A 13,020-nucleotide genomic window follows, 5' to 3' on the forward strand; every position below is an offset into this window, starting at 1 on the left:
TGTCTGGAGGAGTGTGATGCGGGGCGCGATGGTTTCGAATCCCAAGGAAGCAGCCTTTACCGAGGCTTTCGCACAGCGAATATCGAAAGCGGACGACGGCTCGCTGCCGCTGGTGCTGAGCACGGTCGTCACCCACCTTCACGAGCTCATCAGGGAATTGCGTCCCAGCGCGGCCGACTGGCGCAAAATGATCGAGTTTCTGACCGAGGTTGGTCACACCACGGACGAGCGGCGGCAGGAGTGGGGTCTGCTGTTCGACCTGCTTGGCGCTTCGGCGCTGGTCGATGAGATCAACTCCCGTCGCCCGAAACAGGCGACACCCAATACGGTCCGTGGGCCGTTCTTTCGCGCCGACACGCCGAAACGCATATCCGGCAGCAACATCTCGCTCGATGGCGTCGGCGAGCGGCTGGCGGTCTTCGGGCAATTGCTCGATCTCGACGGCCACCCGATCGAGGGCGCGGAGGTCACGACCTGGCAGGCGAACGCCGCAGGTTTCTACGAGAACCAGCAACCGGACCTGCAACCGGAGTTTAATTTGCGCGGCGTCTTCAAGACCGATCGCGAAGGGCGGTTCGACTACCTGACGGTGCGCCCCGCCGGCTACAGCGTCCCGGAAGACGGGCCGGTGGGCAAGCTCCTTGGCCAGGCGGGTTGTTCGCTCCGGCGCCCAGCCCATCTACATTTCATCGTCACCGCTCCAGGTTTCCAGACGATTACGACTCATATCTACGACGGCAGCGATCCTCATATCGACGAGGACGCGATCTTCGGCGTCAAGCCGGAACTGGTGCACGAATTCAAATGCTCCGACATCGGCGGCAAGCCCGGCTGGCGGCTGGACTTCAAGTTCCTGATGGCGAGGGCAAGGGAAGGATCTGGGTCGTGAGGAACAATTTCACCTACCAGGGCAGTGCGGCGCACATCGTCTTTGGCGAAGGCAGGAGCCGCGAGGCCGGAGCCTGGGTCGAAAAGCTTGGGTGCAGCCGAGCGTTGGTGCTCTCAACACCGCAGCAACGGGCAGACGCGGAAGCATTGGCGGAGCGGCTCGGGCCACTTGCCGCAGGCGTTTTTGCCGGGGCCGTGATGCATACGCCAGTCGAGGTCACGGCAAAGGCGATGGAAGCGGTCAACCAAAGCGGCGCCGACTGTGTCGTCTCCCTTGGCGGCGGATCCACCACCGGGCTCGGCAAGGCGATCGCCTACCGCACCGATCTGCCTCAAGTCGTTATCCCGACCACCTACGCCGGTTCGGAAGTAACGCCGATCCTCGGACAGACGGAAGGCGGCCGAAAGACGACCGACAGGCATCCTTCGATCCTGCCGGAGGTGGTGATTTACGATCCCGAGCTGACTCTCGGCCTGCCGGTCGGCATGAGCGTTGCCAGCGCGCTCAACGCCATGGCCCATGCGGTCGAAGCGCTTTATGCGCAGGATCGTAACCCGATCTCTTCGCTGATGGCGAAAGAAGGCTTGTCAGCCTTCAAGACGAGCCTGCCGACGATCATTGGGACGCCGCGCGATCGCGAGGCACGGGCCGAAGCGCTTTACGGCGCCTGGCTCTCGGGCACCGTGCTCGGCGCGGTCGGCATGGCGCTGCATCACAAGATTTGCCACACGCTCGGCGGCACCTTCGATACGCCGCACGCGGAAACCCACACGATCATGCTGCCGCATACGGCGGCCTACAACGCCGCGGCCGTGCCTGAGCTGCTTGAACCTGTGGCCCGGACCTTCGGCGGATCGGTTGGCGGCGGCTTGTGGGATTTCGCAAAGTCGCTCGGTGCGCCGCTGGCCTTGAAGGACCTCGGCCTTTTGGAGGCCGATCTGGATCGGACCGCCGAGATTGCGACCGAAAACCCCTACTGGAACCCACGCCCGATCGACCGCCAGTCCATTCGGGCGCTGCTGCAGGATGCCTGGGAGGGCAGCCGGCCGACGAACTGACGAGACCCTTCGGGAGGAAGGGCATTGGGAGGAGGAACCATGCTGACGAGACGCGATTTTCTGAAGACGACAGCCGCAGGTGGCGCAGTCGCCTTTTCATCCGGACTTGCGATGCCGGCGATTGCCAAGGACACGGCGATCAAGCTTGGTTATGTGAGCCCGCAAACCGGGCCGCTCGCTGCCTTCGGCGAAGCCGACAAATTCGTCATCGACGCGTTTCTGGCGGCGACCAAGGCCAAGGGCCAAAACTTCGAGGTTGTCGTCAAGGACAGCCAGTCGAACCCGAACCGGGCGGCGGAAGTCGCCAAGCAGCTGATCGTCGATGACGAGGTCAATCTGGTTCTGGTCGCCTCGACACCCGAAACCACGAACCCTGTTGCAACCACCTGCGAAGCCGAACAGATGCCCTGCATTTCGACGGTTGCGCCGTGGCAGCCCTGGTTCATCGGCCAACAGAGTAACCCAAGCGATCCCGCTTCGTGGAAACCGTTCGACTATGCCTATCACTTCTTCTGGGGCCTCGAGGATGTGATCGCCGTCTTCACCAATATGTGGGCCCAGGTCGAGACGAACCACAAAGTCGGCGGCCTCTTCCCCAATGACGGTGACGGCAATGCCTGGGGCGACGGGACCGTGGGTTTCCCGCCGGTCCTCGAAAAGCTTGGCTACGGGCTCACCGACCCCGGCCGTTACCAGAACATGACGGACGATTTCTCTGCCCAGATCAATGCGTTCAAATCGGCTGGATGCGAGATCGTTACCGGCGTGGTCATCCCTCCTGACTTCACGACCTTCTGGAACCAGGCAAAGCAGCAGGGTTTCGTGCCGAAGGTCGCCTCGATCGGGAAGGCATTGCTGTTCCCGCACGCGGTCGAAGCGCTAGGCAAGGCCGGGCACAATCTCTCGTCCGAAGTCTGGTGGTCGCCGAGCCACCCCTTCGCCTCGTCGCTGACAGGCGAGACATCCGCTCAAGTGGCCGACGCTTTCACCAAGGCGACCGGCCGGCCATGGACGCAGCCGATCGGCTTTGCCCACGCCCTCTTCGAATTGGCCGTCGACGCCGTTACGCGGGCCGACGACCCGACGGACGGCGATGCAGTGGCCCAGGCAATCGCCGCCACAAAACTCGATACGCTCGTCGGTCCCATTGCATGGGACGGCAAGGGACTGCCGCCGTTTGCTGCCCGCAACGTCGCCAAGACGCCGCTCGTCGGCGGTCAGTGGCGGCTGAAGGACGCCGGCGGCTACGACCTCGTCATTACCGACAACAAGACGGCGCCGAACATCCCCGCCGGTGGAAAAATGGAAGCGATCGTTTAAGCGCCTGATGGCGTGGGACTGTGACCGAGGAGGGTCAGGCATGTCTCTGTTAGAGCTCGAGCGGGTCTCGAAGCGCTTCGGCGCGCTGACCGTCGCCGACGAGATCAGCTTTTCGGTCGGCGAGGGTGAGGCGCTGGGCATCATCGGGCCAAACGGCGCCGGCAAGTCGACGCTGTTCAATCTGATTACCGGCAACATCGCCGCCGACAGCGGCACGGTCCGCTTCGGCGGCGTGGATGTCACCCGAACGCCGCCGATGGCGCGCTGTCTTTCGGGCATGGGGCGGACCTTCCAGATCCCGCAACCCTTCGAAAAGCTGACAGTCTTTGAGAACCTGCTCGTCGCGGGCAGTTTTGGCACGCGGCGGCGCGAGGCGGAAGCCTGTGACCGCTGCGCCGAAATCCTGGTGGACACCGGCCTGTTCGAGAAGGCGAATGTACTGGCCGGCGGCCTCACCCTTCTGCAGCGCAAGCGGCTGGAACTGGCAAGGGCGCTTGCCACCGAACCCCGGCTGTTGCTGCTGGACGAGATCGCCGGCGGTTTGACGGAAGCCGAATGCCACCAACTGGTCGCGACCATCAGTGCCATCCAGCAAAAGGGCGTTGCCGTCATCTGGATCGAACATGTGCTTCATGCGCTGACCTCGGTGGTCGAACGGCTTCTGGTTCTCAACTTCGGCAAGGTGATCGGTATTGGAAAACCCGACGAGCTCATGGCGTCGCGTGCCGTCCAGGAGATCTATCTGGGGATCGAGCTATGACGGCTATGCTTGAAACCAGAGGGCTCAAGGCCTTCTACGGCGACTTCCAGGCCCTTTTCGGTGTCGATATCGCCGTTGCCAAGGGGGAAACCGTTGCGATCATCGGCGCCAATGGCGCGGGCAAGACCAGCCTGATGCGCGCGATCTCCGGCGTGCTCACAAGCGAGCCGGGCATGGTCGTCTATCGCGATGAACCGATCGGCGCGCTGGCAGCACCCGACGTGCTTGCCCGCGGCATCGCCATGGTACCGGAAGGCCGCCGGCTGTTCCCGTCGCTGACCGTCGAGGAGAACCTGTTGATCGGCGCCTATGGCCGCAAGGGACAGGGACCATGGACTCTAGAGAGTGTCTATGAGCTCTTCCCGATCCTGCGCGAGCGTCGAAACAACCCGGCGACGGCCCTTTCCGGCGGCCAGCAGCAGATGGTGGCGATCGGCCGGGCACTGATGTCCAACCCGGACGTGCTGCTCTGCGACGAGATCAGCCTCGGCCTGGCACCGGTCGTCGTTCGCGACATCTATGCGGCTTTCCCGCGTATCCGCGCAACGGGCGCCTCGATGGTCATCGTCGAGCAAGACATCGCCCAGGCACTGAAGGTCGCAACCCAGGTCTATTGCCTGATGGAAGGGCGGGTGACGCTTTCGGGGCGTCCGGAGGTGCTGACCCGCGAACAGATCCACCAGGCCTATTTCGGAGCGCCGCGCCATGAGCTTCATTGACACGATCGTGCAGGGCGTTCTGCTCGGCGGGCTCTACGCCCTGTTTGCCGCCGGCCTGAGCCTGGTCTTCGGCATCATGCGGCTCGTCAATCTCGCCCATGGCGACCTGATCGTGCTTGCCGCATTCCTGATCCTTTTGCTGACCTCGGCGCTCGGCCTCAATCCATTCCTGGCAGCGCTCATTGCCGCGCCACTGATGTTCCTGACAGGTTGGGGCCTGCAATACTTCGTGCTCAATCGCACGCTCGGCAAGGACGTGTTGCCGCCGCTGCTCGTCACGTTCGGCATCTCCATCGTCCTCCAGAATGGCCTGCTCGAAGCGTTTTCCGCCGACAGCCGCCGCGTGTCCATCGGGGCGCTGGAAAGTGCTTCGATCGGCGTCGGCTCGCTCAACATAGGCCTGATGCCGTTGATGACCTTCCTGTCGGCGCTCGCCGTGATCTTCGGCCTCAACCAGCTGATCTATCGAACGGCGCTCGGGCGCGCCTTCCGCGCGACCTCCGACGACATCGTGACGGCCGGGCTGATGGGTATTCGCCCGCAACGCGTCTTCGCCATGGCGACCGGGCTTGCCATGGTCGTGGTGACGATCGCCGCCCTCTATCTTGGCACGCGCGCCAACTTCGATCCGACATCGGGACCGTCCCGCCTGATCTACGCCTTCGAAGCCGTGATCATCGGCGGCCTCGGCTCGCTCTGGGGAACGCTTGCCGGCGGGGTCATCCTCGGCGTTGCGCAGACGCTTGGGGCGGCCGTCAATCCGGAATGGCAGATCCTTGCCGGACATCTCGCCTTCCTCACCGTTCTCGTCATCAAGCCACGCGGGCTTTTCCCCCGCGCCGTCGATTGAGGTCAAGCCGATGTCCATCGCCATTCCGTCCTTCAAGGTCGAAACCCGGAGCGGAACCTCATCGCTTGCAGCTTTGGCGGCAGTCGCCGGGCTCGCGCTTGCGATTGCAGCTCCCCTCATCGTGTCCCGCAGCGTCGTGCAGGATCTCTTCTTCATCCTGACCATGCTGGTGCTGGCGCAAAACTGGAACCTGCTTGCCGGCTATGCCGGGCTGATCTCGGTCGGCCAGCAAGTTTTCGTCGGCTTCGGCGCCTATGCGATGTTCGGTGCGGTCATTCTGGCGGGCGTCGATCCCATCGTTGCGATCCTGATTGCCGGCGCTCTTTCGGCGCTCCTCGCCATTCCGACGGCCTTTTTCACCTTCCGGCTGCAGGGACCCTATTTCGCCATCGGCACCTGGGTGGTGGCCGAGGTGGTGCGGCTGCTGCTCGCACAGTGGAAGGCGCTCGGCGGGGGTACCGGCACGTCGCTGCCGCGCGAGGCGACGAAGGACATGGCAGGCGTCGATATCGTGCGTGACCTCTTCGGTATGAAGGCGGCCGCAGCCAGCGATGCCCTCACCTATTGGATTGCGCTCCTCCTGGCGCTCGCGACGATCGGCTTCATCTACCGCCTGCTGCGAAGCAAGCAGGGGCTCGGTCTTGCGGCCGTGCGCGACAACGAGCAGACCGCCCGTGCCGTCGGCGTCGACGCCCGCCGCATGAAGGCTCTGGTCTACGTAGCGACGGCCTACGTCACTGGACTGGCCGGTGCGCTGATCTACGTGCAGAAAGCGCGTATTTCGCCGGACGCGGCTTTCTCCGTCACCGACTGGACGGCCTATGTCATCTTCATCGTGGTGATCGGCGGGATCGGCACCATCGAAGGGCCGATCGTCGGCGTGGTGCTTTTCTTCCTGCTGCAAAAGCTCTTCGCCGATTTTGGCTCCTGGTACCTGCTGGTCCTTGGCCTCATCGGCATCCTCGTCATGCTCTTTTCGCCGCGCGGTCTCTGGGGCCTGTTCTCCGATCGCACCGGAATCCAGCTCTTTCCGGTCCGTCGCAAATTGATCGACGGACCACTCGCACACATGCCAAAGGGAGGACCAAATGGCTGATATCACAACCGACGTACTCATCATCGGCACGGGGCCAGCCGGTTCCGCCACGGCCGCCCTGCTTTCGAGCTACGGCATCGAAAACATGGTGATCAACCGCTATCGCTGGCTGGCGAACACGCCACGCGCCCATATCACCAACCAGCGCACGATGGAGGTCCTGCGCGATCTCGGCCGGGACGTGGAAGACGAGGTCTATATGTTCGCCGCCGAACAGGACCTGATGGGCGAGAACGTCTTTTGTACCTCGCTTGCGGGCGAAGAGATCGGACGCATGAAAAGCTGGGGCAAGCACCCGGTCTCGCGCGCCGAACACCAGCTATCCTCGCCGAGCCAGATGAACGATCTGCCCCAGACTTTCATGGAGCCGCTCCTATTCAAGACGGCTTGCTCGCGCGGTACCCAGGCGCGGATGTCGACGGAATATGTCAGCCATGTACAGGACGGCGAAGGCGTTACCACGACCTGTCTCGACCGGTTGACCGGCAAGGAAATCACCGTTCGCTCGAAGTATCTGATCGGTGCTGACGGCGGCAATTCGAAGGTCGCGGAGCATGCCGGGCTCACCTTCGAGGGCCGGATGGGCGTTGCCGGCTCAATGAACATCCTGTTTGAGGCCGACCTGTCGCGTTATGTCGCCCACCGTCCTTCGGTACTCTACTGGGTGCTACAACCGGGGGCCGACGTCGGCGGTATCGGCATGGGCCTCGTGCGCATGGTCCGCCCCTGGAACGAATGGCTGATCGTCTGGGGATACGATATCAACCAGCCGGCACCGGCCGTCGACGAAGCCCATGCGAAGAAGGTGGTGCGCGACCTGGTCGGCGTGCAAGATCTGGATGTCACGATCAAGCAGGTCTCGACCTGGACGGTCAACAACATGTATGCGACGACGATGTCGAACGGACGCGTCTTCTGCATGGGCGATGCCACGCATCGCCATCCGCCATCGAACGGGCTCGGCTCCAACACCTCGATCCAGGATGCCTTCAACCTTGCCTGGAAGCTCGCTTTTGTGCTGAAGGGCCAGGCGAGCGAAAAGCTGCTTGATACCTACACAACGGAGCGAGCGCCGGTCGCCAAGCAGATCGTCACCCGCGCCAACAAGTCGATTGAAGAGTTCGGCCCGATCTTCAAGGCGCTCGGCCTGCTCGATTCCATCGATCCGGTGAAGATGCAGCAGAACATGGATGCGCGCTGCCGCGATACGCCGGCGGCGGAAGAACAGCGCGCCGCCATCCGCAAGGCGATCGCCGCCAAGGTCTACGAGTTCGACGCCCACGGCGTCGAGATGAACCAGCGCTATCGTTCGGATGCGATCGTCACCGATGGTCAACCCGAACCGGCCTTTGCCAAGGACCCGGAACTGCATTTCCAGCAGACCACCTGGCCGGGGGCCCGACTGCCGCATGCATGGGTTTTCTCTGGCGATGGGAAGAAGGCCTCGACGCTCGATCTCTCCGGCCACGGCCGGTTCACGGTCCTGACCGGGATCGGCGGACAGGGGTGGATCGAAGCGGCGAAGGTCGTCGGCTATGAGCTTGGTGTCGATATTGCGGCCCACGCCATCGGCGCACGGCAGCAGTGGGATGATTTCACCGGCGACTGGGCCGGGCTGAGCGAAGTGCGTGACAGCGGCATCGTTCTCGTGCGTCCTGACCATCACGTCTGCTGGCGCTCGGAGGCGCAGTCGGCAGATCCCGTCGCAGACCTTCGTCGGGTCATGACATCAGTGCTTGGGAGGTGATCCATGGAAGCGCATGAGAAAGGCTTCTTCACCGAAGAAAACTCGATTGAGGTCGTCACGGGCCGCAACAAAAATGCCAAGGACGAACGACTGAAACAGATCATGGACGTCGTGACGCGCAAGCTGCACGAAGCGGTGAGGGAAATCGAGCCGACGCAGGAGGAGTGGATGGAGGCGATCCTCTTCCTCACACGCACCGGACAGATGTGTAACGAATGGCGGCAAGAGTTCATCCTTTTGTCCGACACGCTCGGCGTCTCGATGCTGGTCGACGCAATCAACAATCGCAAGCCGTCGGGTGCCTCCGAAAGCACCGTGCTGGGCCCGTTTCATGTCCAGGACGCGCCGGAGCTCGAGATGGGCGCAAACATCTGTCTCGACCAGAAGGGCGAGGACATGGTGGTCGGCGGTCGCATCCTCGATACCGAGGGCAGGCCCATTGCTGACGCCGTGATCGATGTCTGGCAGGCCAATGACGAAGGTTTCTATGACGTTCAGCAGAAGGGCATCCAGCCGGAGTTCAACTTGCGCGGCGTCTTCCGCACCGGGCCAGACGGCGGATATTGGTTCCGGGCGGTAAAGCCGAAATACTACCCGATCCCGAACGACGGTCCGGTCGGCCGGATGCTGGAGCATCTCGGGCGTCACCCCAACCGCCCGGCCCATCTCCACTACATCATCAAGGCCGACGGGTACGAGACGCTCATCACCCACATCTTCGATCCGGATGATCCGTATATCCATTCGGATGCGGTGTTCGGAGTGAAGCAGAGCCTGCTGGCGACTTTCCGGCGCGTTGAGGACCCGGGCCGCGCCGCGGATTACGGATTTTCGGGTCGCTTCTGGGAAGTAAACCACGATTTCGTGCTGGCGCGGTCAAAGGGCGCCAACTGACCGGTTCCGAGGTCATTGCCTAGCAGCGGCACGCCAAAAAAGCAATCGTCGCTCAGGCCGCAGGCTCGCCATTCTGCTGCAAGACCACGTCCAGCATTGCTGGCGTGCGTGACTTCGACGTGGAAGAAGGAGGAGGCAGGAAGGTTATTCCCTTGCCTCCTTCGGATCCTCAGATGAAATATCTGGTGCGGTCACCCCGAAGGGACGGACCGCCAGGAGCAACGAGGCGAAGGCAGCAGGAGACATTCAGTGAAAGAGCAACTTGCCATCATTCAGGCGCTTGGCGTTCGATCGGAGTTCGATGCGCTGAGCGAAATCCGCACGCGGATTGAATTCCTGAAGGCATATCTCGTGCAAGGCGGACAGCGCGCCTACGTGCTCGGGATCAGCGGCGGGGTCGATTCCCTGACGGCCGGGCTTCTCGCCCAGCGCGCCGTTCAGGAGTTACGCGAAAGCGGCCATTCGGCGACGTTCATTGCCGTCCGGCTTCCCTACGGTGTGCAGGCGGACGAACACGATGCGGCCGCAGCCGTCGCTGCGATCCGCCCGGACCGTGTCATCACCGTGGATATAAAACCGGCGGCCGATAGCCTCATGGACGCAATCCTTGCCGGCGGCGTTGACCCGGCCCCACGTCATCATTTCATCCTCGGGAACGTGAAGGCACGGCAGAGGATGGTCGCCCAATATGCGATCGCCGGGGCATCGTCGGGTCTCGTCATCGGCACGGACCACGCTGCGGAGGCGCTCATGGGCTTCTACACGAAGTTCGGTGATGGCGCAGCGGACATTCTCCCTCTCGCCGGTCTGAACAAGCGCCGCGTCCGCGCCGTCGCCTCGAAACTCGGCGCGCCGGAACAGCTCGTCTGGAAAACTCCCACCGCTGACCTTGAATCGGACGCGCCTCTGCGGCCGGACGAGGACGCTTACGGCGTGACATACGACCAGATCGACGACTTTCTCGAAGGCAGAACTGTCGCGTCGGCTGCGGCTGAACGCATACTCTCAACCTATCGCGCCAGCGCACATAAGCGCGCCCTTCCCGTCGTTCCCACGGACCATCACCAGGTCTTGCACGCCACGACTGCATGATATCTGCGGTTCGGCAAATCCTGGTCCATTCCGGTGTGAGGCCCGCGCAGACAAGCGACACCAGCGAGAAGGTATCATCACAGCTGTGAGCGCTGTTGCCGGGTGGATTATGCATTCGGGGCTGCTCCGGCTTCGCGCCAATAGTGGAGAGGAGGATCGTTGGCAGCAATTGACATATCCAATATATCTATTATTCTGGATTAATGGATAATATCACCGCAATGGCGGCGCTTGCCGCACTGGCCCAGTCTACCAGGCTCGAGACATTCCGGCTTCTCGTCCGACATGAACCGGATGGCGTGCCTGCCGGCGAACTTGCCCGCCTTCTCGACGTCCCGCAGAATACCATGTCGGCGCACCTCGCGACGCTGTTGCGCGCCGGCCTCGTGACAAGCGAACGGCAAAGCCGTTCGATCATCTATCGAGCCGACCTCCACGGCCTGCGAAACCTGACCCTTTTCCTGTTGAAAGACTGCTGTGGCGGCTCGACCGAACTCTGTGCGCCGCTGATCGCCGAACTTACGCCCTGCTGCGGACCCGAGGTGAAGCTGTCATGAGCGACATCAGACTAGAGCCAATCCCGGGAAGCGATCCCGGACTGAAGCTGGCGCTATCGGCCTCCGGTCTTCCGATCGAGGACCTCGGAGAGCCGGGACGCTCGTTCTTCAGGGCGGTTTCCTCCGATGGCGGCACAATTGGCTACGCTGGCATTGAGACGTGCGGCGATGCGGTCCTCCTCAGGTCAATGGTCATCTTGCCCGAGCATCGTGGCAAGTCATTCGGCAAATCGCTGGCCAGGGAAACCCTGAAAGCCGTCAAAGAAAGCTCGGCAGTCTTCCTGGCTACGACGACCGCCGCGCCGTTCTTCGAAAGCCTCGGTTTCGTTGCGGTCGAGCGAGCCGATGCGCCGCCCGCCGTTCTCGCAACCCGTCAGCTTTCGGGCATTTGCCCGGCATCGGCCACGATCATGAAACTCAGCAATCCTCCGACCTAACCACGGACAACGACCATGACCGACAAGACCTACAACGTGCTTTTCCTGTGCACGGGCAATTCCGCACGTTCCATTCTCGCCGAATCCATCCTCAACAAAGAGGGCGGCGGACGGTTCAGGGCATTCTCCGCGGGCAGCCAGCCCAAAGGCGAGATCAATCCGCATGCGCTGAAGGAACTGCAAGCACTTGGTTATCCGGCGACTGGCTTCTCCTCCAAGAGTTGGGACGTCTTTGCCGAGCCTGGTGCGCCCGAAATGGACTTTATCTTCACCGTCTGCGACAGCGCACACGGCGAAGCCTGTCCGGTATGGATCGGACATCCGATGACCGCGCATTGGGGTGTCGAAGACCCGGCCGCCGTTGTTGGCACGGAGGTCGAAATCCAGCGCGCCTTCGCGCAAGCCGCCCGCTTCCTGAAGAACCGGATCATGGTGTTCGTCAGCCTCCCGCTGGCATCCTTCGATCACCTGGCGCTCGAAACGAAGCTCGGCCAGATCGGCGCGATGGAAGGTTCGGCGGCAAGCCAGGGAAAGTCCGCCAATGTCGACGTTTGAACGCTACCTGACCATCTGGGTCTTTCTCTGCATCGTCGTCGGCGTCGCCCTCGGCCATCTGATGCCCGGTGTTTTCCAGGCCATTGGCGCGGCGGAGATCGCCAAGGTGAATTTGCCCGTCGCCATCCTGATCTGGCTGATGATCATCCCGATGCTCATCAAGATCGACTTCCGCTCGCTGGCACAGGTGAGCAGCTATTGGCGCGGAATCGGCGTGACCCTGTTCATCAACTGGGCGGTAAAGCCGTTCTCCATGGCGCTGCTGGGATGGCTGTTTATCGGATGGCTGTTCCGTCCCTATCTGCCCGCCGACCAGATCGACTCCTACATCGCAGGTCTGATCATCCTTGCGGCCGCGCCCTGTACCGCGATGGTGTTCGTCTGGAGCAATCTGACGCGCGGCGAGCCGCTGTTCACGCTTTCCCAGGTCGCGCTCAACGATGCGATCATGGTTGTCGCCTTCGCGCCGATCGTCGGTCTCCTGCTCGGGCTGTCGGCCATCACCGTACCGTGGGACACGCTCGTTCTATCGGTCGTGCTCTATATCGTGGTCCCGGTCATCATCGCGCAGGTCCTGAGAGGCCGTCTGACCGCTGACGGCACGACCAGGGCGCTGGACGTCATGCTGGCGAAGCTGCAGCCGCTTTCGCTTGTCGCGCTGCTGGCAACGCTCGTCCTCCTCTTCGGCTTCCAGGGCGAGCAGATCATCGCGCAGCCGACGATCATCGCCCTGCTGGCCGTCCCCATCCTCATCCAGGTCTATTTCAACTCGGGGCTGGCCTACGTCTTGAACCGGATCTCGGGCGAGCGCCATTGCGTCGCCGGACCTTCGGCACTGATCGGGGCCAGCAATTTCTTCGAACTCGCGGTTGCGGCCGCAATCAGCCTGTTCGGCTTCCAGTCCGGCGCAGCGCTGGCGACGGTCGTCGGCGTGCTCATCGAGGTTCCCGTGATGCTCACGGTCGTCTGGGCCGTGAACCGCACCAAGGGCTGGTACGAGGCAGCACCCGCCGTCTCCCGGAACACCATTACCGAAAGGACATGAC

General features: G+C 62.6%; 14 protein-coding genes. All 14 read left to right on the plus strand.

Annotated elements, in window-relative coordinates; genetic code table 11:
- The first annotated feature begins 16 nt into the window (after nt 1-16).
- On the plus strand, nt 17-889 hold the full coding sequence (locus ASE60_RS08120; protein ID WP_057249236.1) for a dioxygenase: 873 nt from the start codon (nt 17-19) through the stop codon (nt 887-889).
- On the plus strand, nt 886-1,947 hold the full coding sequence (locus tag ASE60_RS08125; protein ID WP_057249237.1) for a maleylacetate reductase: 1,062 nt from the start codon (nt 886-888) through the stop codon (nt 1,945-1,947). The genes ASE60_RS08120 and ASE60_RS08125 overlap by 4 nt, the downstream gene beginning before the upstream one ends.
- 39 nt (nt 1,948-1,986) lie before the next feature.
- The gene (locus ASE60_RS08130; RefSeq protein WP_057249238.1) at nt 1,987-3,267 is read left to right on the plus strand and encodes an ABC transporter substrate-binding protein; all 1,281 of its coding nucleotides are present in this window, start codon (nt 1,987-1,989) and stop codon (nt 3,265-3,267) included.
- A 40-nt stretch (nt 3,268-3,307) separates the two neighbouring features.
- The gene (locus ASE60_RS08135) at nt 3,308-4,027 is read left to right on the plus strand and encodes an ABC transporter ATP-binding protein (protein ID WP_057249239.1); all 720 of its coding nucleotides are present in this window, start codon (nt 3,308-3,310) and stop codon (nt 4,025-4,027) included.
- Complete coding sequence (locus ASE60_RS08140; RefSeq protein WP_057249240.1) at nt 4,024-4,746, plus strand: ABC transporter ATP-binding protein; 723 nt, start codon at nt 4,024-4,026, stop codon at nt 4,744-4,746. The genes ASE60_RS08135 and ASE60_RS08140 overlap by 4 nt, the downstream gene beginning before the upstream one ends.
- Nucleotides 4,733-5,596, plus strand: coding sequence for a branched-chain amino acid ABC transporter permease (locus ASE60_RS08145; RefSeq protein ID WP_057249241.1), 864 nt, complete (start codon nt 4,733-4,735; stop codon nt 5,594-5,596). The genes ASE60_RS08140 and ASE60_RS08145 overlap by 14 nt, the downstream gene beginning before the upstream one ends.
- Before the next feature lie 10 nt (nt 5,597-5,606).
- Nucleotides 5,607-6,692: a branched-chain amino acid ABC transporter permease gene (locus ASE60_RS08150; RefSeq protein ID WP_057249242.1), complete on the plus strand. Its 1,086-nt coding sequence runs from the start codon at nt 5,607-5,609 to the stop codon at nt 6,690-6,692.
- On the plus strand, nt 6,685-8,439 hold the full coding sequence (locus tag ASE60_RS08155; RefSeq protein WP_057249243.1) for an FAD-dependent monooxygenase: 1,755 nt from the start codon (nt 6,685-6,687) through the stop codon (nt 8,437-8,439). Before ASE60_RS08150 ends, ASE60_RS08155 begins: the two co-directional genes overlap by 8 nt.
- Before the next feature lie 3 nt (nt 8,440-8,442).
- The gene (locus ASE60_RS08160) at nt 8,443-9,333 is read left to right on the plus strand and encodes an intradiol ring-cleavage dioxygenase (RefSeq protein ID WP_057249244.1); all 891 of its coding nucleotides are present in this window, start codon (nt 8,443-8,445) and stop codon (nt 9,331-9,333) included.
- Nucleotides 9,334-9,582: 249 nt separating this feature from the next.
- The gene (gene nadE / locus ASE60_RS08165; protein ID WP_057249245.1) at nt 9,583-10,425 is read left to right on the plus strand and encodes an ammonia-dependent NAD(+) synthetase; all 843 of its coding nucleotides are present in this window, start codon (nt 9,583-9,585) and stop codon (nt 10,423-10,425) included.
- Nucleotides 10,426-10,628: 203 nt separating this feature from the next.
- A complete protein-coding gene (locus ASE60_RS08170; RefSeq protein WP_057249246.1) occupies nt 10,629-10,982 on the plus strand; it encodes a helix-turn-helix transcriptional regulator in 354 nt (117 codons plus the stop codon).
- Nucleotides 10,979-11,419 carry an arsenic resistance N-acetyltransferase ArsN2 gene (arsN2, locus tag ASE60_RS08175; RefSeq protein ID WP_057249247.1) on the plus strand — a complete coding sequence of 147 codons (441 nt, stop codon included), beginning with the start codon at nt 10,979-10,981 and terminating at the stop codon, nt 11,417-11,419. Before ASE60_RS08170 ends, arsN2 begins: the two co-directional genes overlap by 4 nt.
- Nucleotides 11,420-11,434: 15 nt before the next feature.
- Nucleotides 11,435-11,974: an arsenate reductase ArsC gene (locus tag ASE60_RS08180; RefSeq protein ID WP_057249248.1), complete on the plus strand. Its 540-nt coding sequence runs from the start codon at nt 11,435-11,437 to the stop codon at nt 11,972-11,974.
- Entirely contained in the window at nt 11,961-13,019 is a 1,059-nt protein-coding gene (gene arsB / locus ASE60_RS08185; RefSeq protein WP_057249249.1) for an ACR3 family arsenite efflux transporter, read from the plus strand. The genes ASE60_RS08180 and arsB overlap by 14 nt, the downstream gene beginning before the upstream one ends.
- Nucleotide 13,020: the final 1 nt, after the last annotated feature.

Origin of the sequence: Ensifer sp. Root278, assembly GCF_001429285.1 — a bacterium.
In the GTDB taxonomy this organism is placed as follows: Bacteria; Pseudomonadota; Alphaproteobacteria; order Rhizobiales; family Rhizobiaceae; genus Ensifer.